This window comes from Paenarthrobacter sp. 10L420, from assembly GCF_056395385.1.
The window spans coordinates 145,992-166,231 of sequence record NZ_JBFTJK010000009.1 but is presented as its reverse complement, the minus strand read 5'-3'; the positions used below and the strand labels follow the sequence as shown (position 1 = coordinate 166,231).

At 63.4% G+C, this 20,240-nt stretch carries 16 protein-coding genes; 4 read left to right on the top strand and 12 right to left on the bottom strand.

Annotated features, from left to right (window positions below; translation table 11 throughout):
- Positions 1 to 62: 62 nt before the first annotated feature.
- Entirely contained in the window at positions 63 to 992 is a 930-nt protein-coding gene (locus AC1DD5_RS15115; protein WP_442006109.1) for a threonine/serine dehydratase, read from the top strand.
- A gap of 81 nt (positions 993 to 1,073) precedes the next feature.
- On the opposite strand, the gene AC1DD5_RS15110 is transcribed toward AC1DD5_RS15115, so the two are convergent.
- Positions 1,074 to 2,063: an ABC transporter substrate-binding protein gene (locus AC1DD5_RS15110; RefSeq protein WP_477521975.1), complete on the bottom strand. Its 990-nt coding sequence runs from the start codon at positions 2,061 to 2,063 to the stop codon at positions 1,074 to 1,076.
- A 271-nt stretch (positions 2,064 to 2,334) separates the two neighbouring features.
- Here AC1DD5_RS15110 and AC1DD5_RS15105 point away from each other — a divergent pair, with 271 nt between their 5' ends.
- The gene (locus AC1DD5_RS15105) at positions 2,335 to 3,324 is read left to right on the top strand and encodes an LLM class flavin-dependent oxidoreductase (protein WP_477521974.1); all 990 of its coding nucleotides are present in this window, start codon (positions 2,335 to 2,337) and stop codon (positions 3,322 to 3,324) included.
- A gap of 111 nt (positions 3,325 to 3,435) precedes the next feature.
- Positions 3,436 to 6,072 carry a trehalase-like domain-containing protein gene (locus tag AC1DD5_RS15100; protein WP_477521973.1) on the top strand — a complete coding sequence of 879 codons (2,637 nt, stop codon included), beginning with the start codon at positions 3,436 to 3,438 and terminating at the stop codon, positions 6,070 to 6,072.
- Between the two features lie 76 nt (positions 6,073 to 6,148).
- On the opposite strand, the gene AC1DD5_RS15095 is transcribed toward AC1DD5_RS15100, so the two are convergent.
- The 6 genes from AC1DD5_RS15095 to AC1DD5_RS15070 all read right to left on the bottom strand — a co-directional run bounded on the left by AC1DD5_RS15095 (position 6,149) and on the right by AC1DD5_RS15070 (position 12,936).
- Entirely contained in the window at positions 6,149 to 7,075 is a 927-nt protein-coding gene (locus AC1DD5_RS15095) for an AEC family transporter (protein WP_477521972.1), read from the bottom strand.
- 161 nt (positions 7,076 to 7,236) lie between these two features.
- Positions 7,237 to 7,668, bottom strand: a complete 432-nt coding sequence (gene panD, locus AC1DD5_RS15090) for an aspartate 1-decarboxylase (protein WP_431116915.1) — start codon at positions 7,666 to 7,668, stop codon at positions 7,237 to 7,239.
- 200 nt (positions 7,669 to 7,868) lie between these two features.
- Positions 7,869 to 9,332 carry a rhamnulokinase gene (locus AC1DD5_RS15085; protein WP_477521971.1) on the bottom strand — a complete coding sequence of 488 codons (1,464 nt, stop codon included), beginning with the start codon at positions 9,330 to 9,332 and terminating at the stop codon, positions 7,869 to 7,871.
- 8 nt (positions 9,333 to 9,340) lie between these two features.
- Positions 9,341 to 11,389 (bottom strand): bifunctional aldolase/short-chain dehydrogenase, encoded by a 2,049-nt coding sequence (locus AC1DD5_RS15080; RefSeq protein WP_477521970.1) that lies wholly within the window; start codon positions 11,387 to 11,389, stop codon positions 9,341 to 9,343.
- Between the two features lie 3 nt (positions 11,390 to 11,392).
- Positions 11,393 to 12,574, bottom strand: coding sequence for an L-rhamnose isomerase (gene rhaI, locus AC1DD5_RS15075; RefSeq protein ID WP_477521969.1), 1,182 nt, complete (start codon positions 12,572 to 12,574; stop codon positions 11,393 to 11,395).
- On the bottom strand, positions 12,571 to 12,936 hold the full coding sequence (locus AC1DD5_RS15070; protein ID WP_477521968.1) for an L-rhamnose mutarotase: 366 nt from the start codon (positions 12,934 to 12,936) through the stop codon (positions 12,571 to 12,573). Before AC1DD5_RS15070 ends, rhaI begins: the two co-directional genes overlap by 4 nt.
- Positions 12,937 to 13,061: 125 nt before the next feature.
- Here AC1DD5_RS15070 and AC1DD5_RS15065 point away from each other — a divergent pair, with 125 nt between their 5' ends.
- Positions 13,062 to 14,078, top strand: coding sequence for a LacI family DNA-binding transcriptional regulator (locus AC1DD5_RS15065; protein ID WP_477521967.1), 1,017 nt, complete (start codon positions 13,062 to 13,064; stop codon positions 14,076 to 14,078).
- A 60-nt stretch (positions 14,079 to 14,138) separates the two neighbouring features.
- On the opposite strand, the gene AC1DD5_RS15060 is transcribed toward AC1DD5_RS15065, so the two are convergent.
- From AC1DD5_RS15060 to AC1DD5_RS15040, 5 genes are all read right to left on the bottom strand, one after another.
- Entirely contained in the window at positions 14,139 to 15,035 is an 897-nt protein-coding gene (locus AC1DD5_RS15060) for an aldose 1-epimerase family protein (RefSeq protein WP_477521966.1), read from the bottom strand.
- On the bottom strand, positions 15,032 to 16,552 hold the full coding sequence (gene araA / locus AC1DD5_RS15055) for an L-arabinose isomerase (protein WP_431120334.1): 1,521 nt from the start codon (positions 16,550 to 16,552) through the stop codon (positions 15,032 to 15,034). The genes AC1DD5_RS15060 and araA overlap by 4 nt, the downstream gene beginning before the upstream one ends.
- A gap of 34 nt (positions 16,553 to 16,586) precedes the next feature.
- The gene (locus tag AC1DD5_RS15050; RefSeq protein WP_477518625.1) at positions 16,587 to 17,294 is read right to left on the bottom strand and encodes an L-ribulose-5-phosphate 4-epimerase; all 708 of its coding nucleotides are present in this window, start codon (positions 17,292 to 17,294) and stop codon (positions 16,587 to 16,589) included.
- Positions 17,291 to 18,994 carry a ribulokinase gene (gene araB, locus AC1DD5_RS15045; RefSeq protein WP_477521965.1) on the bottom strand — a complete coding sequence of 568 codons (1,704 nt, stop codon included), beginning with the start codon at positions 18,992 to 18,994 and terminating at the stop codon, positions 17,291 to 17,293. The genes AC1DD5_RS15050 and araB overlap by 4 nt, the downstream gene beginning before the upstream one ends.
- Positions 18,995 to 19,201: 207 nt before the next feature.
- Positions 19,202 to 20,185, bottom strand: coding sequence for a LacI family DNA-binding transcriptional regulator (locus AC1DD5_RS15040; protein WP_477521998.1), 984 nt, complete (start codon positions 20,183 to 20,185; stop codon positions 19,202 to 19,204).
- Between the last annotated feature and the right edge of the window lie 55 nt (positions 20,186 to 20,240).

The following is a 20,240-nucleotide window of genomic DNA, read 5'->3' as shown; positions in this document are numbered from 1 at the left end:
CTTCCAGCCCCAGCACCACCGTCCGAACCATAGGATGAAACGGACGAAAGGTGCAGCACACGATGGTCACACGCGAAGAGGTAGAAGCAGCGTACTCACGGACGGCAGGCTGGGTAAGGCACACACCGGTGGCTGAGAGCGGCAACCAAGAGCCTTATCACCTGTGGTTCAAGTGCGAGTTCATGCAGCACACTGGCACGTTCAAGGCGCGCGGTGCCTTCAACCGGTTGCTTACGGCCCGGGAGAATGGCGAACTGAACCCGGAGATTGGCATTGTGGTGGCCTCCGGGGGCAACGCGGGCCTGGCCAACGCCTATGCAGCGTCCAAGCTCGGCGTCCCTGCTACGGTGTTCGTCCCCGAGGCAGCGCCCGCCACTAAGGTCCATAAGTTGTTCGCCAGCGGGGCCCGCGTAGTTCAAGGAGGCTCTGAGTACGCCGAGGCCTACGCTGCGGCCGTGAAGTTCGCTGAGGAAACCGGCGCCGTCTACTGCCATGCGTATGACCAACCCGAGATTGTGGCCGGCGCAGGCGGCGTTGGCTTGGAACTGCTGGACGAACTGCCCGACGTCGATACCATCCTCGTTGCTGTTGGCGGCGGCGGGTTGATGGGAGGCATTGCGGCAGCGGTTGAAGGCCGGGCCCATGTAGTGGGCGTTGAGCCTGAAACGGTTCCCACGCTGCACACGGCCTTGGCCAAGGGAGAGCCCGTGGATGTGGCCGTTTCCGGTATCGCCGCGGATTCCCTGGGCGCCCGGCGGATCGGCGAGATTGGATTTGGTGTTGCCCGACGGACGGGCGTGCAGAGCGTACTGGTCAGCGACGAAGACATCGTCCAGGCCCGCCGCAAGCTGTGGGAGGAGTACCGGATGGTGGTGGAACATGGTGCGGCCGCAGCATATGCCGCCCTGCTTTCCGGCGCGTACGTGCCCAAGGATGGTGAGACGGTCGCGGTCATTCTCTGCGGCGCCAACACCGATCCAGCACACTTCTAGCAGGATCCAGCGCAAGAATCCCCGCCGGTTGGTGTCCGGCGGGGATTCGACGTCGGCAGGTGTGCCCTGCCACAGCGGTTCCTACTTCTTGGGCAGGCCTGCCGGGTTCAATTCGGACGTCGGGATGGCCTCGGAGGACAGGCCCCAACGGTCCAGGATCTTGCCGTAGCTGCCGTCCTTAATAAGGTGGTTGATGGCAACCTGCGCTGCCGCAGCAAGCCCGTTGTCCTTCTTGGTGGTGAAGGCGATCTCAGCTTTCAGCGGCCAGCCGCCGTTGAGCGTGCCCACTTCCTTGGTCTTGCCATCCTTGGCCGCCTTGTAGGCGGCGGAGGCGTTGGGCCCGAACGTCAGGTCCGCGCGTCCGGACTGGAGGGCGAGCTGGGAGGCGGAGTCGTCGTCGTAATACTGGAACTCAACCGGCTTCAGACCGTTCTTTTTGTTCTCCTCGTCCCACCGCACCAGGATGGCTTCCTGGTTGGTGCCGGAGCCGACGATCACGCGCTTGCCTGCGACGTCCTTGGCCTCCTTGACCTCGGAAATGTCGGAATCGGACTTGGCGTAGAAGCCCAGGAGGTCATTGCGGTAAGTGGCGAAATCGAACTTTTCCTTGCGTGCTTCGGTGACTGTGACGTTGGAGAGGACGGCCTCATACTTGCCGGATTCGACGCCGAGGGGCCAATCGGCCCACGCCACCGGCAATACTTCAACCTGCAGGCCAAGGCTCTCGCCGATGGCGTACGCGAGGTCAACCTCGCTGCCGATCAGGGTCTTGTTGTCCGTGGCGAACAGGCTCAGCGGCGGCGTCCCACCGGTTGAGACCACCGTCAGTTTGCCATCTGCCTTGATCGCTTCCGGAACGAGGGCTGCCGCCGCAGAGTCCACGGTCACCTTGATGCGGTCCTGTTCGGGCGACAGATTGAACTCTTTGGCCGCGCTGGAGGATGCCGGTGAAGAGCCCGACGACGGTGCTGTCGCCGCCGTCGCGCCCGGATCCGAGCAGGCCGTGAGCCCCAGTAGAGCCGTAGCGGCGAGCGCCGCGGTCAGGCCGGTCTTGGCTGCAAAACGTGCCATGGTTTCCCCTTATTTTTCCCAGATTGGGACGTCGTATGCGTGCTTGTTTGCTGCAACTATCCGGCAGGGCAGGAACACGGTCAAAGCACTCTGAAACGCTGGGATACAGGGGGTAATTGCGGTTAATCGGGAGTCGAACGAGGTCACAAACTTTCTGGGGAACCGGCCGCGACGCAACTCACAGAAATAAGCCGGGGGCCGCCGTCGTTGTCGCTAGAGTGCCCGCCAACCAACAGTGCGGTGCCGCGAAACGTACCGAAAGGCATTCCCCGTGACTGTTCCTCTTTCCATCCTGGACCTGGCAACCATCGGAAAGGGCCAGACCGTAGCGGAAAGCCTCGCCGGCAGCGTGGCCATGGCGCAGAAGGCCGAAGAGCTGGGCTATCGCAGGGTCTGGTACGCCGAGCACCACAACATGTCAGCGATCGCCTCCTCGGCCACGAGCGTGCTGATTGCCCACGTCGCCGCACACACGAACACCATCCGGCTGGGTGCAGGTGGCGTCATGCTTCCGAACCACTCGCCTCTGACTATTGCTGAGCAGTTCGGCACTTTGGAGACGCTGCACCCGGGACGCATCGATCTTGGCCTTGGCCGGGCTCCGGGCAGTGACCAGAACACCATGCGCGCGCTTCGCCGCGACCATACGTCCTCGGATGCTTTCCCGCAGGATGTCCTGGAACTGCAGGGCTACCTCACTGGACCTACCCGCATCCAGGGTGTCGAAGCGACTCCGGGAAAGGGCACCAACGTGCCGCTGTACATCCTCGGTTCATCGCTGTTCGGAGCACAGCTGGCTGCGCAGCTTGGGCTGCCCTACGCCTTCGCTTCGCACTTCGCGCCTGCCGCCCTGCAGGACGCCGTGGCCATTTACCGCCGGGAGTTCAAGCCATCGGAACAACTATCGGAACCGCACGTGATCGCAGGCGTCAACGTCACGGCAGCTGACAGCAATGCCGAGGCGCAGGCGATCCACCTCGCCGTGAAGCGCGCCCGTGTCTCCCTGTTCTTCGGCGGCGGCCGACAGTTCACGGATGACGAAGCGGACATGGTCCTGGATTCCCCTCAAGGCCAGCACATCTCCCAAATGATGAAGTTCTCCGCCGTCGGTACGCCGGACGTTGTGCGCGACTACCTTGACGAATTCGCCAAGCACGCTGATGCGGACGAACTCATCGTTGCCCACCAGAGCATTGGCACCGAGGAACGCCTGAGCTCGGTGGAGTTGGTTGCCGAGGTTGCGGGGCTTGTAACGGCGTAGGCGCTGGCATCGAAAATAAATTCGAAAGCTTTACGCATTTGCAATGATTCAGGCATGACGCCGAAACCCCACAGGCGGAGACTATAGCTATCCGCAGTGGAAGGATCCGCTATGCCCACGCCCTTAAATCAATCAGCCGCAGACTCCGCGCTGCTGATGAACTCGCTGCCGCTTGGCCTGCTCCGGACCTTGCTCCGGACGGACGCGCAGCAGGGCATCACGCCGCAGTTGATGGCGGAGCTGAGGGCCATTGCCCGCGTGCCGGGCCTGCTGGTGGCGTGCAACTACGGCGGCACGCTCTGTGCAGCTGAAGGCGTCTCCACCGAAACTCTACCGCTGGATAGTGCAGCTGTTGCTCTCCGTGCGCTCGCAGCCCTCCCGAACACGCATACGGCCATCATTTCCGGCCGGTCCTTGCGCGACCTTGCTGCCGTGTCCAGATTGCCGGCTGAGGTCCATTTGGTGGGCTCGCACGGCGTTGAGTTCGACATGGGCTATGCCTACAACCTGTCCCTGGCCACGGAAACCCTGCTCCAGCAGGTAGCCACGGCATTGACTGAGGCCGTCGCCTTCGAGAAAGGCGTCAGCATCGTCCGCAAGCCGGTGGGCGTTGCTGTCCACACCCGGCCTGCGACGCCGGAAGTGGTGGAGCGCGTTATTTTCCGTTCCCAGCAGATCGCCATTGAGTATGGGCTCTACTTCATCATCGACGGCTCCGTGCTGGACCTCACCGTTGAGCAACCGGCGAAGGGCCAGGCCTTGGAGCAGCTTCGCTCCCGCCTGGGGGTGAGCGCTGCGCTCTACGCGGGCGACGCAGCAAGCGACGAAATGGCGCTCGCCACCTTGCGGGGCCCCGACCTTGGCCTTCACGTCGGCCCCGGAAGTACGACGGCGGCACACACCATTCCGGATCCGGAAGCCTTTGCGCGTGTGCTGGCTTTGTTGTTCGAACTGCGGCGGGCATGGCTGTTTGGCGAGGACGCCGTGGGGCTTGAGCGGCATTCGATGATCGGGAACGGCACGTCGACTGCGTTGCTCACCCCTGACGCGAAGGTTTGCTGGATGACCCACCCCTTGCCGGATTCGGGGTCCCTGTTTGCCCATATCCTGGGCGGTGACCCGGCGGGCCACTTCAGTATTGAGCCAGTCAAGCGTTCGCAAGTACTCGCTCAGCGCTATGTGGACAACACCATGATCGTGGAGACCCGCTGGGCAGACGTGACAGTGACGGACTATCTTGAGCCCGCACCGGAAGGCATCACCAGCCTGGTCCGCGTTCTGTCCGGCACGGGCACCGCGCGGGTAGTGTTCGCGCCCCGGCCGGACTATGCCACTGCGCCGTTCAGCATGGAGATCCGTGGCGAGGAAGTCCACATCATGGGCACCTCGGATCCCATCATTCTCTCGGCGCCCGGAGTTGCCTTCCAGATCACCAGTGATGGCAGGTACGCCACCGCCACCGCAGAAGTGCCACTCCAGTACGGCCCCGTTGTGCTGAACCTGCGATGCGGTGATACAGAGCCGCCACGGGCAGACCCGACTGGGGAGCCGACCCGACGTGCCACCGTCGGGCAGTCCGCCCGGGAGTGGGTCAAAGCGCTGCAGCTACCCACCATCAAGACCTCGCTGGTTCGGCGCTCGGCGCTGGTTCTGAGGTCGCTGGTGCACGAGCCCACGGGTGCTGTCCTTGCCGCGCCAACCACATCGCTGCCGGAGGGCATCGGCGGGACGCGCAACTGGGACTACCGGTATTGCTGGCTGCGCGACGGCTCCATGACCGTTAATTCCTTGGTCAGCTTGGGCTCCACCGACGAGGCCGACGGGTTCCTTCGCTGGCTTGGCCGCATCCTGGAAACTGCTCCCGGGCCGGAATGGCTCCACCCGCTGTACTCCGTGACGGGTGCTCCGCTGTCCACGGAAGCGATCGTCGAGAGCCTCCCGGGCTATGCCGGTTCGCGTCCGGTGCGGATCGGGAACGCGGCCGACCACCAGGTGCAGTTGGACGTCTTTGGGCCGATTGCCGAGCTGATTCACGATCTTGGCGAGCGGCGCGGCTACCTGCCGGATGAGCACTGGTTCCTGATGGAGCAGATGGCCCACGCCGTCATTGCCCGTTGGCACGAGCCCGATCACGGGATCTGGGAAGCGCGTCGACCACCACGGCACCACGTGTACACCAAGGTCATGTGTTGGGTGACGCTGGACCGGGCCTTGCGGACTGCTGCCCTGCATGGTCGCGTGGCACACGAGGACTGGGCGCCTATTGCGGCCAAGATCCGCAAGGAAGTCCTCCGGAAGGGCTGGGATTCATCTGCGGCCTCGTACACCGTGGCCTACGACAGCCCCGACCTGGATGCCGCCGTGCTGCATATCGGCTTGTCCGGCCTGCTGGATGTCCAGGACCAGCGGTTTCTGGATACCGTAACGGCTGTTGAGCGCGAGTTGCGTGTGGGTCCCACCGTTTTCAGGTACAGGTACGACGACGGCCTGCCGGGTTTGGAGGGTGGCTTCCACATCTGCACCACCTGGCTGATCGAGGCATACCTTGCTGTTGGACGCTTGGATGATGCGCTTGAACTGTTCAACCAGCTGGTGGCTTTGTTTGGTCCTACAGGCCTGCTGCCGGAGGAATATGATCCTGCCTCGGAAACCCACCTGGGTAATCATCCACAGGCGTACTCGCATCTGGGCTTCATCCGGTGTGCGCAGCTCCTGGACCATTACCTGGCCAGCGCAGACGTGGAGTAACCCAAGTAGGGGACAGATAACGCTCCTCCCAGGCCTGAGTAGAGCGTTATCTGTCCCCTACTTGGGCCGGACGGCGCTAGGTGAGGAGCAAGGCCACGGCGATCATCGCGGGCACCGCCACGATCGTCGTGATGAGCACGGTGTCCTTGGCTACTGTGATGCCGGCGCGGTAGCGGGTGGCTGCCACGAACACGTTCTGGGCCGTCGGGAGCGCCGCCGTCACCACCACGGCGAATAAGGCGTGACCATCCATCCCTAAGGCAAAGCGGGCAAACATATAGGCGATGGATGGGTGCACGAACAGCTTGAACCCGCTGGCCAGCAGTGTGTCCAGGCGTCGTCCCGCGTCCTTCTGCAAAGGCCGTGATCCGTTCAGGCTCATGCCGAACGCCATCAACATGGCGGGAATCGCGGCGCCGCCAATCAAGTGGATCGGCTCCAGAATGAGGGTGGGCACCTGAAAACCCGTTCCTGCCACCAGAAGCCCAAGCCCTGAGCCCACGATCATCGGGTTCTTCACGATCATGAGCAGAAAGCGCAGGGGAGTGGTGCGGTGGCTACTCGTGCTGGCGTCCAGGGCCATCAGGTACAGGGGCGTGAAGAACGCGAGCTGGAAAATCAGCAGCGGCGCCACGTAGCTTGCATCACCCAGCACAAAGACCGCAATCGGGATGCCCAGGTTCGCGGAGTTCGCCAGTGAGGCACTCATCGATGACATCAGGGCTTCGGGCAGAGTGCGCTTGAGCCAGAATTTCACGATCAGGAAGAACAGCAGGCCCGTGATGATGGCACCCACTGCGGTGACCAACAGCGGGGCGGCAAACACCTCGTGGAACTTCGCCTTGCTCAGGGTTTCGAACAGCAACGCCGGGCTTGCGACGAAGAATGTCAACGAGCTCAGGACCGTGCGCGCATTCTCACCCAGGATCCCGCGGCGCCCAACGAACATGCCCACCAGGATGATGGCCCACACCACGAAGAACCCGGACAGGACGCCGATCATGAGGGCGTGCGGGCGGGGAGGTGGTGGGTCACGAACAACAGCCTAGCCACATCGCCGTGCTGAGTAAGCGTTTTCTGGCGAGAGTTCCGTCATACGGACACCCAAAGCGCGACGTCGGCACTCACATGGGTACCGACGTCGAGATTTGGCTTTTGGCCGGGTTAGCTCATGTGCGCGGCGTTGCTCAGCGCGTGCGGCGGACGCATCAGCCCGGGTGTGTGGCCCTCCGCGGGGTCGTTTCCGAGCTGGAGGATCTTGTTGTCCTTGCTGACATGGACAACCCTGGGCTCATAAGCGCGCGCCTCTTCGGTGGTCATCTCGGCATAGGTGATGAGGATGACGACATCCCCCACATGAACCTGGTGGGCAGCCGCGCCGTTGATCCCGATCACGCCGGAACCGCGCTCGCCGGCGATGGTGTAGGTCTCCAGCCGGGCGCCATTGGTCACGTCAACGATGGAGACGAGTTCGCCCGGAAGGATGTCAGCCGCGTCCAGCAGGTCAAGGTCGACAGTGACCGAACCGACGTAGTGAAGATCGGCATGGGTCACCGTTGCGCGGTGGATCTTGGACTTGAACATTGTGCGGATCATAATGCGATCAGTTTAGCGCGGCACCCTCATCCGGCGCTGTGACGTACCAGACGTTCGGCGGGCGTCGGCGGCGTTGCTTGTAGACAGGTACAGATTCAAAAGATTCACAACATTCATAGACATTCACAGGAGCTGGACAAGGAAGCAGCCCCGAAACACCCTATTTCGGTTGTTTCGGGGCCGCCACCAGTTCAAAACGGTCAGGAAGGTACGCCGCTGATCGCCTGGGCCGGCTCGTACCGTTCGAGATTCGTCCCGGCGGCCACCAACGCGCGCAGTTCAGGAAGCCCACCTTCCACCACACCGGCAGCGCGCGCCTGAACCAGGACGTTGCCCAGTGCAGTCGCCTCAACAGGTCCGGCAACCACCGGCTTGCCCGTGGCGTCAGCCGTCAGTTGGCACAGGAGCCGGTTCTGCGAACCACCGCCCACAATGTGAACCACATCCACGCTCCGGCCCGCGAGCCGTTCAGCGTCCGCCAGCGTGCGGGCGTAACCACCCGCGAGGCTGTCCATGATGCAACGCACGACGGCGGCAGGCCGGTCCGCGAGCACGGCGCCTGTGTTCCGCACGGCTGCGCGGATGCGGTCCGGCATATTGTCCGGGGCCGTAAAGGCCGGGTCATCGGCGTTGATTCGTGGGCCGCCGGTGGGGAGAGCCGAGGCTGCGTCCAGCAGTGACGTCAACGATTGGCTGAACCCCTGTGCCGCCCAAGCACGCTGGCACTCGCTGAGCAGCCAGAGCCCACCGACATTACGCAGGTACCGGATAGTTCCATCCACACCGCGTTCGTTGGTGAAGTTGGCCTTGCGGCTTGCCTCGCTCAGCACTGGGCTGTCCAATTCAACACCCACCAAGGACCACGTTCCCGAGGAAATGTAGGCGAAGTCCTTTTGCTCGGCGGGCACGGCGGCCACGGCTGAGGCGGTGTCGTGCGATCCAACCGCAACCACCCTGGTGTCCGCGGGCAATCCCGTCTTTTCGAGGATGCCAGGCAGGAGGGTGCCCACGGTTTCACCAGGCTGAATGAGGGGAGGGAAGATGTCTTTCGGCAGGCCGAGTGCATCCAGGAACTGTGTAGCCCACTCTCCCGCAACAGCATCAAAGAGCCCTGTAGTGGAGGCGTTTGTAGCCTCCGTCCGGCGCTCTCCCGTGAGGAGGAAAGCGATCAGGTCCGGGATGAGGAGAGCCTGGCGCCCTTCCAGTGTGGGCTCGCACGCCAGCTGGTACAGCGTGTTGAACTGCAGGTATTGCAAACCCGTTGTGGCATACAACTTCTCCGGGGAGATCGCGGCATGCACGCGTTCCACCGTCGCGCGGCTGCGCTCGTCCCGGTAGCTGTACGGCTGCGCGGTGAGTTCGCCGGCGTCGTTCACCAGGCCGTAGTCCACAGCCCAGGTGTCGATGCCGATGCTCACGATGCGCTCGCCATTCCCACGCGCAACGGCAGCGGCGGCCGTCAAGCCCTTGAGTACCTCCGCGAACAGGGCGTCGAAGTCCCAGCGGAGGCCGCCGTCGAGCTCCACCACTCCGTTAGGGAAGCGGTGGATCGTCTCGAGCGACACGCCGGATTCAGGCGAGACGCGACCGAGCATGACGCGGCCGGAGGAGGCGCCAATATCGACTGCTGCGAAGACTGGCTTCGCAGGTGAACCGTTGCTCATGCTTGGCCTTATCGCAGGAATGCGGCAGCCACGCCCGCGTCAACGGGGATGTGCAGCCCGGTGGTGTGGGACAGTTCGTTGCTGGTGAGCACGGAGGCTGCGTTGGCGACGTGTTCCGGCAGCACCTCCCGCTTGAGCAGCGTGCGCTGGGCGTAGTACTTGCCCAGTTCCTGCTCGTCCACGCCGTACACAGCTGCGCGTTTGGCGCCCCAGCCGCCAGCGAAGATGCCCGAGCCGCGGACCACGCCGTCAGGGTTGATGCCGTTGACGCGCACGCCGTACTCGCCCAGTTCAGCGGCGAGTAGACGGACCTGATGGGCTTGATCGGCCTTGGTTGCGGAGTAGGCGATGTTGTTGGGGCCGGCGAACACCGAGTTTTTGGAGGAGATGTAGATGATGTCTCCTCCCATGCCCTGCTCGATCATGACCTTGGCCGCGGCCTTGGACACCAGGAATGAGCCCTTGGCCATGACGTTGTGCTGCAGGTCCCAGTCCTTTTCGGTGGTTTCCAGTAGGGGCTTGGAGATGGACAGTCCGGCGTTGTTGACTACCAGGTCCAGGCCACCGAAGGCGAGCACGGCTTCCTGGATCGCTGCTGCGATCTGGGCTTCGTCCGTCACGTCGGCCTGGACGCCGATGGCGACGTCGGGTCCGCCCAGTTCCGCGGCGACGGCCTGGGCGTTCTCAAGGTTCAGGTCGGCAATCACTACGCACGCGCCGTCGGACGCCAAGCGGGTTGCGATCGCCTTGCCGATGCCCGACGCCGCGCCGGTCACCAGCGCGATGCGGGTGGCGTGGGACTTGGGCTTGGGCATGCGGGCGAGCTTGGCTTCTTCCAAGGCCCAGTACTCGATGCGGAATTTCTCGGATTCCTCGATCGGCGCGTAGGTGGAGATCGCCTCAGCACCGCGCATCACGTTGATGGCGTTGATGTAGAACTCGCCGGCCACGCGGGCGGTTTGCTTGTCCTTGCCGAAGGAGAACATGCCGACGCCGGGGACCAGCACGATGGCCGGGTCGGCGCCGCGGAGGGCGGGGCTGTTCTCGTCGGCGTGACGGTCGTAGTACGCCTGGTAGTCCTCGCGGTAGTCCGCGTGCAGGTCCTTCAAACGGTTGACGGAATCCTCGATGGAAGCATCGGCGGGCAGGTCCAAGACCAGCGGCTTGACCTTGGTGCGCAGGAAATGGTCCGGGCAGGAGGTGCCCAGCGCGCCGAGGCGCGGGTGCTCGGCGGACTCAAGGAATTCAAGAACGACGGCGTCATCACTGAAGTGGCCCAGTTGCGGCTTGTCCGTGGAGGCCAGGCCGCGGATCACCGGGGCGAGGGCGGCTGCCTTGGCTTTGCGCTCAGCTTCGCGGAGGGCGCCGTAGCCGGGGAGCTTGGCGCCGAAGGGCTCGGCCTTGCCGTTCTCCGCGATGAACTTTTCTGCCTGGTCGATGATCCACAGCGAGTTGGCCTCAGCCTCTTCACTCGTGGCGCCCCACGCAGTGATGCCGTGGCCACCCAGGATGGTGCCGATGGCCTGGGGGTTGGCTTCCTTGATCGCGGCGATGTCCAAACCGAGCTGGAAACCGGGGCGGTGCCACGGAACCCACACCACTTTGTCGCCGAATACCTTGGACGTCAGCGCTTCGCCGTCCACCGCCGTCGCAATCGCGATGCCCGAGTCTGGGTGCAGGTGGTCAACATGCGCAGCGTCCACCAGGCCGTGCATGGCAGTATCGATCGACGGCGCAGCGCCGCCCTTGCCGTGGAGGCAGTAATCAAAGGCGGCCACCATTTCGTCTTCACGCTCGACGCCGGGGTAAACGGACTTCAGTGCCTGCAGCCGGTCCAGCCGGAGTACAGCGAGGTTCTCCGCCTTCAGCGTGCCGAGGTCGCCACCGGAGCCCTTGACCCAAAGGAGCTCGACGTCCTGGCCCGTGACTGGGTCCTTCTCGGTGCCCTTGGCGGAGGTGTTGCCGCCGGCGAAGTTGGTGTTCCGCTTGTCCGCGCCGAGGCGGTTGGAGCGGGAAATCAGGTCTTCAACGGTCTTGTTGGTCTCTTGCACGTTCATGCTTTATGCGCCCCATCCGGCTTGCTGGCCGCCAGCGCGGTCCTCGTTGATTTTCTTCTGGTAGCCGCTGGCCTTGTAGGCAGCGATCGGGTCGGCGGGCAGGCCGCGGGATTCACGCCACTCCGCAAGGACAGGGCGGACGTCGGTGTAGAAGGCATCGTTGAAGATGCCGTTGGCGGCCAGAACATCCCCGGCACGCTGGGCCTCGGACAATGCTGCGGTATCCACGAGCAATGCGCGGGCCGTCATTTCCTGGACGTTCAGGACCGAGCGGATCTGGCCCGGGATCTTCTCTTCCAGGTTGTGGCATTGGTCCAGCATCAGGGCAACGCCTGAATCTTTCCCGAAGCCGCCGCCGCGGATCACCTCGTACATGATTCGGAACAGCTGGAACGGATCGGCTGCGCCCACAATGAGGTCGTCGTCTGCGTAGAAGCGGGAGTTGAAGTCGAAGGATCCCAGCTTGCCCAGCCGCAGAAGCTGCATGACGATGAACTCGATGTTGGTACCTGGCGCGTGGTGGCCGGTGTCCAGACAGACGAAGGCCTTCTCGCCAAGGGCAAGGGTCTGCGCGTAGGAAGTGCCCCAGTCCGGAACATCGGTGTGATAGAAAGCCGGCTCGAAGAACTTGTACTCCAGGACCAGCCGGTGCTCGTCGCCGAGGGCAGCGTAGATCTCCTGGAGGGATTCCGCGAGGCGGTCCTGACGGCCGCGCATATCGTCCTGGCCGGGGTAGTTGGTGCCATCGGCCAACCAGATCTTCAGGTCCTTTGATCCGGTGGCATGCATGATCTGGATGCACTCAAGGTGGTGGTCGATCGCCCGGCGGCGGACAGACTCGGTGGAGGAGGTCAGGGAACCGAATTTGTACTCGTCGTCCTGGAATGTGTTGGAGTTGATGGTGCCCAGTCCAACGCCCAAGCCTGCAGCGTATTCGCGCAGCGCAGAGTAGTCATCAACCTTGTCCCACGGAATGTGCAGCGCGACTGTAGGCGCCAGGCCCGTCAGCTCGTGGACCTTGGCGGCGTCGGCGATCTTTTCCTGGACGGTGCGCGGCGTACCCGGAGTGCCGAAGACCTTGAACCGGGTCCCCGAATTTCCGTAGGCCCAGGATGGAACTTCGATGGCCAGTTCTCCCAAGCGGCCCAAGGCCGATTCGGTGGCGGCCGATTCTGTGGTGTTCATGCTTGTTCCTTTTGCTGGGTTGCGACGGTGCTGGCCTTGGCCAGTTGATCCTCAAGATTGAAAACTTCTTCGACGATTTCGAAGCTCTGGTCTGGAGGCAGGTCGCTGTTCGAGAACAGGGTTGCCATCTCGGCCTGCCAGCGGGCGTTGACGTCCGTTATGGCCATGCGCGCCTGTGCGGCCTGGTAGTCATCGCATTCCAGGTACCCGATCAATTGGCCATCGGAAGCCAGGAAGAGCGAGTAGTTGTTCCATCCCGCATCCTTGAGGGCGTGCAGCATCTCCGGCCAAACGGCTGCGTGCCGGCGCTTGTATTCGTCCATCAGCTCTGGCTGGACGGAGGAGCGGAAACAGACCCTCATGTGCGGTTCTCCAGGTCACTCGTCTTTGAATCGTTTCATTTGTTACGATTCAAATTACCCTCGTTAGAAGGAGGGTGTCAAGGCGTTTCCTGCAAATCGATGACAACCAGCGGAGATTGGAAAGCATGTCCCAGACAGCGAGCATCAAAGACGTTGCCACCCACGCCCAAGTAGCCGTGGGAACTGTTTCCAACGTGCTGAATTATCCGGACCGCGTATCGCAAAGGACCAAGGAGCGCGTCCTCAAATCCATCGCCGAACTCGGTTTCGTGCGCAACGACGCCGCCCGCCAACTCCGCGCAGGCCAAAGTCGGACCATCGGACTGATTGTGCTGGACGTGGGCAACCCGTTCTTCTCCTCGGTTGCCCGTGCCGCCGAAGATGCAGCCACAGCCCTCGGTAGCGTGGTGTTGGTAGGGGACAGCGGCCAGGACGCTTCCCGGGAAGCGCATTACATGGACCTGTTCCAGGAACAGCGGGTCCAGGGCCTGCTGATCTCGCCTGTAGGGGACGTTGGTGATCGGATCGATATGCTCCGCGAACGTGGCGTGCCAACCGTTCTGGTGGATCAACTCGCCGACACCGACCGCTGCAGCTCAGTCTCGGTGGATGACGAAGAAGGCGGATATCTTGCCGCCCGGCACCTGCTGGACATGGGCCGCCGTCGTCTGGCCTTTGTAGGTACCCCTTCAATCCGTCAGGTTGCCAACCGGCTTACCGGCGCGCAGCGGGCCGTCGCCGAAGTAGCAGGGGCAACAATCGAGGTCTTGGACTCCGCTGGACAGACAGTCCTGGCCGGCCGCCAAGTGGGCAACGACCTGGTGGAGCGGTCGCCAGTCGAAAGGCCGGAAGCCGTTTTCTGTTCCAACGACCTCCTGGCGCTCGGCGTCATGCAGTCGCTGACCATGCTCCGAACTGTGAAAATCCCCGAGGACATCGCCCTGATTGGCTACGACGACATCGACTTCGCCGTCTCCGCCGTCGTGCCCTTGTCCTCCATCCGCCAGCCAACGGAGGCCTTGGGCCGCACGGCGATCGAGTTGCTGGCGGAGGAGCAGGACAGCGGCGGAACCAAACACCGGGCCGTGGTGTTCACGCCGGAGCTCGTGGTGCGTCAAAGCACGGCCGGCGTACCCAAGTAGGTCGCAGCAGTGCGCGTTATGAGCGGTCAAAACGCGCACTACTGCGACCGAGTTGAGTAACTACAGGGCGTAGATGCTCCACGCAGCGGTGTGCTCAGCGCCGGGTTCCAGCCGGATCAGGTCCGTGCCACTGTTGAACGCGTCCGGCGGGCAGGTCATTGGCTCTACGGCCAAGCCCAGCCGATTCGGAAGTGGTTCCGGCTTGTCTGCCGTATGGATCTGCAACCATGGGCAGCTTTCGTCCCAGGACATCCCGACGCCGGTGCCCGCCGGGTCGCGCAGCGAAAGCCGCGCCAGCCCGCCGTCGAACGCTATTCCTGTGAACGCATGGTCGATCTCAGTGGTGCCAATGGCCCGCGGGGTCCGGAAATCGAAAGCGTGGCCCTCAACTTCCACAACACCAACCGGCAGCAGCCTGTCAGGGGTGACCTCAAGGAAGCTATCTGCAGCAAAATCGAGGACCCACTGAGCCAGCGGCGAAGAACCGGCCACCAGATACGGGTGTGGGCAAACGCCGTACGGTGCTGGAGCGTCGGCTACGTTCAAGGCAGTTAGCCGCGTGTGCAGCCCGGCGTCGTCCAACATGTACTGAGCCGAGAGCTCAACCGCGAACGGATATCCCGGCGTGGGCCCCACCGTGCAGGTCAACGTGAGTGAACCGGCGTCGGACTCCTTCAATGCCCAATCCAGCGGGAACGCGAGGCCGTGCAAGGATGTGCCGCGGTCCGGTTCGTTGACGGGTACATGATGCACCTTGCCATCGAAACGGTAGGCGCCATCCGCAATCCGGTTGGGCCACGGCGCCGCGATAATTCCCCGGTAGTCCGGAATCGGGCCACCCTCGGGGAAGGGAACCACGAGGTCGCGGCCCTGGAACTGCAAAACACGCAGCGCCGCGGCCCGGGCCGTGATGACAGCCCGGTAGCCGCCGGACTGCAGGGTGAATTCGGTGCTCACAGGCCGCCGGCCAGCTTGTAGTAGGCGGCGTTCCAGTTCAGTTCCTTCTTGAACTGTTTGATGGTGGTGTCCTCGTCGATGGTCAGGAGCTCGGTCTTGGCGATTTCGGCGAAGTCCTCGAACACCTCCAGGCCAACCTGCGTGGAGAGTACCGTGTGGTGGGCGGCACCGGCAGTGAGCCAGGCTGCGGCCGACGTAGCGAAGTTGGGCTTGGGCTCCCACAGTGCGCGGGCCACCGGGAGGTTGGGCAGAGGCTGGTCGAGATCGACGACGTCCACCACGTTAGCTACCAGGCGGAACCGATCGCGCATATCGGACAATGCGACGACGATGCCGGGGCCTGCGTCCGTATCGAAGACCATGCGAACGGGGTCTTCCTTGCCGCCGATGCCCAGCGGGTGGATCTCCACGCGCGGCTTCTTGGCGGTCAGCGAGGGGCAAACCTCCAGCATGTGCGCGCCCAGGATCTTCTCCGAGCCGGGCTCGAGGTGGTACGTGTAGTCCTCCATGAGCGAGGCACCACCGGGCAGTCCGGCGCCCATCACCTTGGCAGCGCGAACAAGGATTGCGGTCTTCCAGTCGCCCTCGGCGCCAAAGCCATAGCCGTCAGCCATGAGCCGCTGGACTGCCATGCCGGGAAGCTGGCGGAGTTCGCCCAGGTCCTCGAACGACGTCGTGAACGCGGCTGAGCCGTTCGCTTCCAGGAAGCTGCGGAGCCCGAGTTCGATCCTCGCGCTGTAGCGCAGCGATTCGTGGCGCGCGCCGTCTTTTTGCAGTTCGGGAACCACCTCGTAGAGGCGCTCATACTCGGCAACCAGGGCATCGACGTCGGACTCCGCAGCGCCGTGAACGGCATCGGCGAGCTCGTTGACGGACCAAGTGTTGACCGAGACGCCGAAGCGCAGCTCGGCTTCGGTCTTGTCGCCTTCGGTGACGGCGACGTTGCGCATGTTGTCACCGAAACGGGTCAGCTTCAGCGTCCGCACAGCGGCCCAACCTGCCGAGGCGCGCTGCCAAGCGCCCACCTGGCGGGCGATCTCAGGATTGCTGACATGCCCGACGACGGTCTTCCGTGGCACGCCGAGGCGCGACTGGATATACCCGAATTCGCGGTCCCCGTGGGCTGCCTGGTTCAGGTTCATGAAGTCGAAGTCGATATCGGCCCACGGCAGGTCACGGTTGGCCTGCGTGTGCAGGTGCAGGAGCGGCTTGCGCAGGGCGTCCAGGCCCTGGATCCACATCTTGGCCGGGCTGAACGTGTGCATCCAGGCGGTCACGCCGATCACGGAGTCGTTCGAGTTTGCTTCCAGCGCAGTGCGGCGGATGGCGTCGGAATCCGTGAGGACCGGCTTCCACACGAGTTTGACCGGCACGTCCGAGGAATCGTTGAGCGCGTTGGCAATCTCCTGCGATTGCGAGGCGACCTGCTTGAGGACATCTTCGCCGTAGAGGTGCTGGCTTCCGGTGAGGAACCAGACCTCGTACTGATCAAGGGACGTGGTGTTGGCGCTGGGCATTTTCATGGCTCCTGAAAGTGTTGAGACGTCCGCTTTAGCGGCCGTAGACGTTTTGGTAGCGGTTGTAGAGCGAGTCGATCTTGGCCTGGTCAATGGGCAGGGGTTCGCCGAGTTGGCGGGAGACATGCACCGTCTTTGCCACTTCCTCGCACATCACGGCTGCTTTCACCGCGGACCTGGCGTCCTTGCCGATGGTGAAAGGTCCGTGGTTCTGCATGAGCACGGCGGGGGAATGAGAGTTCTTGAGGGTCTCCACGATTCCCTGTCCGATCGAGTCGTCTCCGATCAGCGCGAACGGGCCTACCGGGATCGGGCCACCGAATTCGTCGCCCATCATTGTCAGCACGCAGGGGATCTCTTCACCGCGGGCGGCCCAGGCCGTGGCATAGGTGGAGTGCGTGTGCACCACACCGCCAACCTCGGGCATGTGCCGATAGACGTAGGCATGTGCTGCAGTGTCAGAGGACGGCGAGAGGTCCGGGTTGCCCCAGTCAACGGTTCCGCCGCTTCCGATGTTGATGCCCCTGACGGGAGTTCCGTAGAGGTCCGTGACCACCATTTGCTCGGGCGTCAGGTCGTCATAGGAGACGCCGGAGGGCTTGATGACCATGAGATCGTAGCCAGGGATCCGTCCGGAGACGTTGCCCGCAGTCCAGACAACCAGCTTGTAGCGGGTCAGCTCAGCGTGGAGGTCGCAGACTTCGCGCCGGACTTTTGCGATGGTTTCCAAGAGCGTGCTCATGCGTTGACCCCTTCTGTGATGGCCGTGTGGGCAGCGCGCTGAATTGCCTTCAGGCGATGCATGACGCTGTTGGTCCCGCGGCCGAAGTAGTCGTGCAGGGTGCGGTATTCCTGGAAAAGTGCCTCGTAGGCCCTGACATTTTCAGGGATCGGCGTGTAGACAGCGCCCGGGGCAGCTGCCATGGATGCCGCCGCTTCGCGGATGTCCTTGTACTTCCCGGCAGCTACAGCGGCGTGGATTGCCGAGCCGAGGGCGGGTCCCTGCTCCGAGCCGATGGTGGACAGCTGCAGGCCGGTGATGTCTGCATAGACCTGCATCAGGAACTTGTTCTTCAACAGTCCGCCAGCCACGATGAACTCCTTCACCGGTACTCCGGAATCACGGAATGCATCCACGATGGTGCGGGTGCCGAAGGCCGTGGCCTCCAGCAGCGCGCGGTAGGTGTCCTCGGGCTTGGTCGCAAGGGTCTGGCCCACTACGACGCCGGAGAGTTCGTGGTCCACCAGCACTGAGCGGTTGCCTGAGTGCCAGTCCAGGGCAATCAGGCCGTGCTCGCCGATTGCCTGCTTCTCTGCGAGTTCGGTGAGGTATTCGTGGATGCCCAGGCCTTTGGCGGCTGCAGCTTGGTGGTAGTGAGGGGGGACGCCGTTCTTGGTGAACCAGCCGAAGATATCGCCCACTCCGGACTGTCCGGCTTCATAGCCCCACAATCCGTCCACGATGCCGCCATCCACGACGCCGCACATGCCCGGGACTTCGCGCAGGACGTCACCGTTCATGACGTGGCACGTGGACGTGCCCATGATGGCCACGAGTTGCCCCGGCTCAACAGCGTTGGCTGCAGGGGCACTGACGTGGGCGTCAACGTTACCGACTGCCACTGCGATTCCGGCTCGGAGCCCGGTCCAAGCCGCTGCTTCTTCCGTCAGGTAGCCTGCGGCGTCGCCCAAGCGCCCGATGGTGTGCTCCAGCTTTTCCGAAACGAAACCCTTGAAGTCGGGGTTCAGCGCGGCGAGGAAATCCTCCGACGGGTACTTGCCGTCCTGGTAGATGCCCTTGTATCCAGCGGTGCAGGCATTCCGAACGTAGCTGCCGCACAGCTGCCAGATGATCCAGTCGGCCGCCTCAACCCAATGGTCCATGGCGCCGTAAACTTCGGGATCTTCCTCGAGCAGCTGCAGTCCCTTGGCGAACTCCCATTCCGAGGAGATCAGGCCACCATACCGGGGAAGCCAGGCCTCTCCACGTTCCTCGGCGAGCTTGTTAATGCGGTCGGCCTGCGGCTGCGCGGCGTGGTGACGCCACAGCTTGACGTAAGCGTGGGGACGGTCCGCGAAGCGTTCCAGTTCGTTCAGCGGAGTGCCGTCCGCCGTCGTCGGAACCATGGTGCAGGCGGTGAAGTCTGTAGCGATGCCCACCACATGTTCCGGGTTGATTCCGGCATCGGCGACGGCGTCCGGTACCGCGTTGCGCAGGACGTCGCGGTAGTCATTGGGCACTTGGAGCGCCCAGTCGGCGGGCAGCCGCTGGCCCGTAGCGGGCAGTCGGTCGGACACGACGGCGTGCGGGTATTCGAACACGCCGCTGCCGAGTTCGGCACCGTCCGAGACGCGCACGACGACGGCGCGACCAGACAAAGTGCCGTAGTCCACGCCGATGACGAACTGCTCGTCGAGCGGGAGGTTTTCAGTGGTATTCATGAGGTCTCCATCCGGCTGGCCAAGGCCTCATTGCCGGGGGTCGGGGTGGAAGAAATGAAGAAGGTCTGATGCAATTGTTAGCGCTCACAACTTTGATGTCAAGAGGATGCGCGTCATGTGGGACTGTTTCAGGCACTCCGACCCAAGTAGGTCGCAGATCAGCGCGTTTGAACGTCCAGAACGCGCTCTGCTGCGACCTACTTGGGTTTAGTTAGCGAGCCGCGCCGTCGTGGACCGGATGACCAGGCGGGGCTTCACCGTCACTGGCGTACCCGTGCTGCCGGTCTCCAGGCGATCAAGCAGCAAGCCGATGCAGCGCTGGCCGAGTTCCTCAAAGTCCTGGGCCACGGTGGTCAGCGGCGGGATGAAGTAAGCGGCTTCGGGTTGGTCGTCGAAGCCCACAACGCTGATATCGGAGGGGACCTGAACGCCGGCTTCATTGAACGCCCGGAGCACCCCGAGAGCCATTTGGTCGTTGGCCACAAACAACGCCGTCATGGAACGTTCGGCCGCGATTTTCAGGCCCTCGCGATAACCGCATTCGGCACTCCAATCGCCTTCGATCAGGGCCGCTGGTTCCAGGCCGGCCTCACGCAGGGCGTCCCGCCAACCCTCGGTGCGGGCAACTGCGTCAATCCAATCAGCGGGCCCGGAAAGATGCCCAATGTGCTTGTGCCCCAGCTCAAGGAGGTGCTGGACCGCCAGACGGGCTCCCTCGCGCTGGTCCACAGTGGCGCCGCTGAGGTGCTCGTCGCCGAGAGAGCCCACTGCCACAAGGGGCACTTGAGCGGTGATGTCCTTGAGGACGTCAAAGGTCCCGGGATGCGGCACTGTGACAACTATGCCGTCCACGCCTTGGTCCATGAAATGCGCCATGGCGTCCTTGATGGTCTCTGGCGTGACGTCCCGCAAGCCCGCGACACTGACAAAATAGCCCGCTTCCCTGGCCGCCTGCTGCACTCCAAGGAGGGTGTGGGATGGGCCGTACTGCGCCAACTCGCTTCCCAGGACGCCGATGGTCTGGGAGCGTCGGGTCACCAGGCTGCGGGCAGCGGTGTTGCGGCGGTACCCAAGTTCCGTGATGGCCTGTTCAACGCGCTCGCGCGTCTTTGGGCTCACATTGGGATGGTTATTCAGAACACGCGACACAGTTTGATGGGAAACGCCGGCAACGCGGGCGACGTCTTCCATCACAGGCGGCCTGCTTGGTGCGGATTGTTCAGTGCTCACCCTGTCACGATAGAGC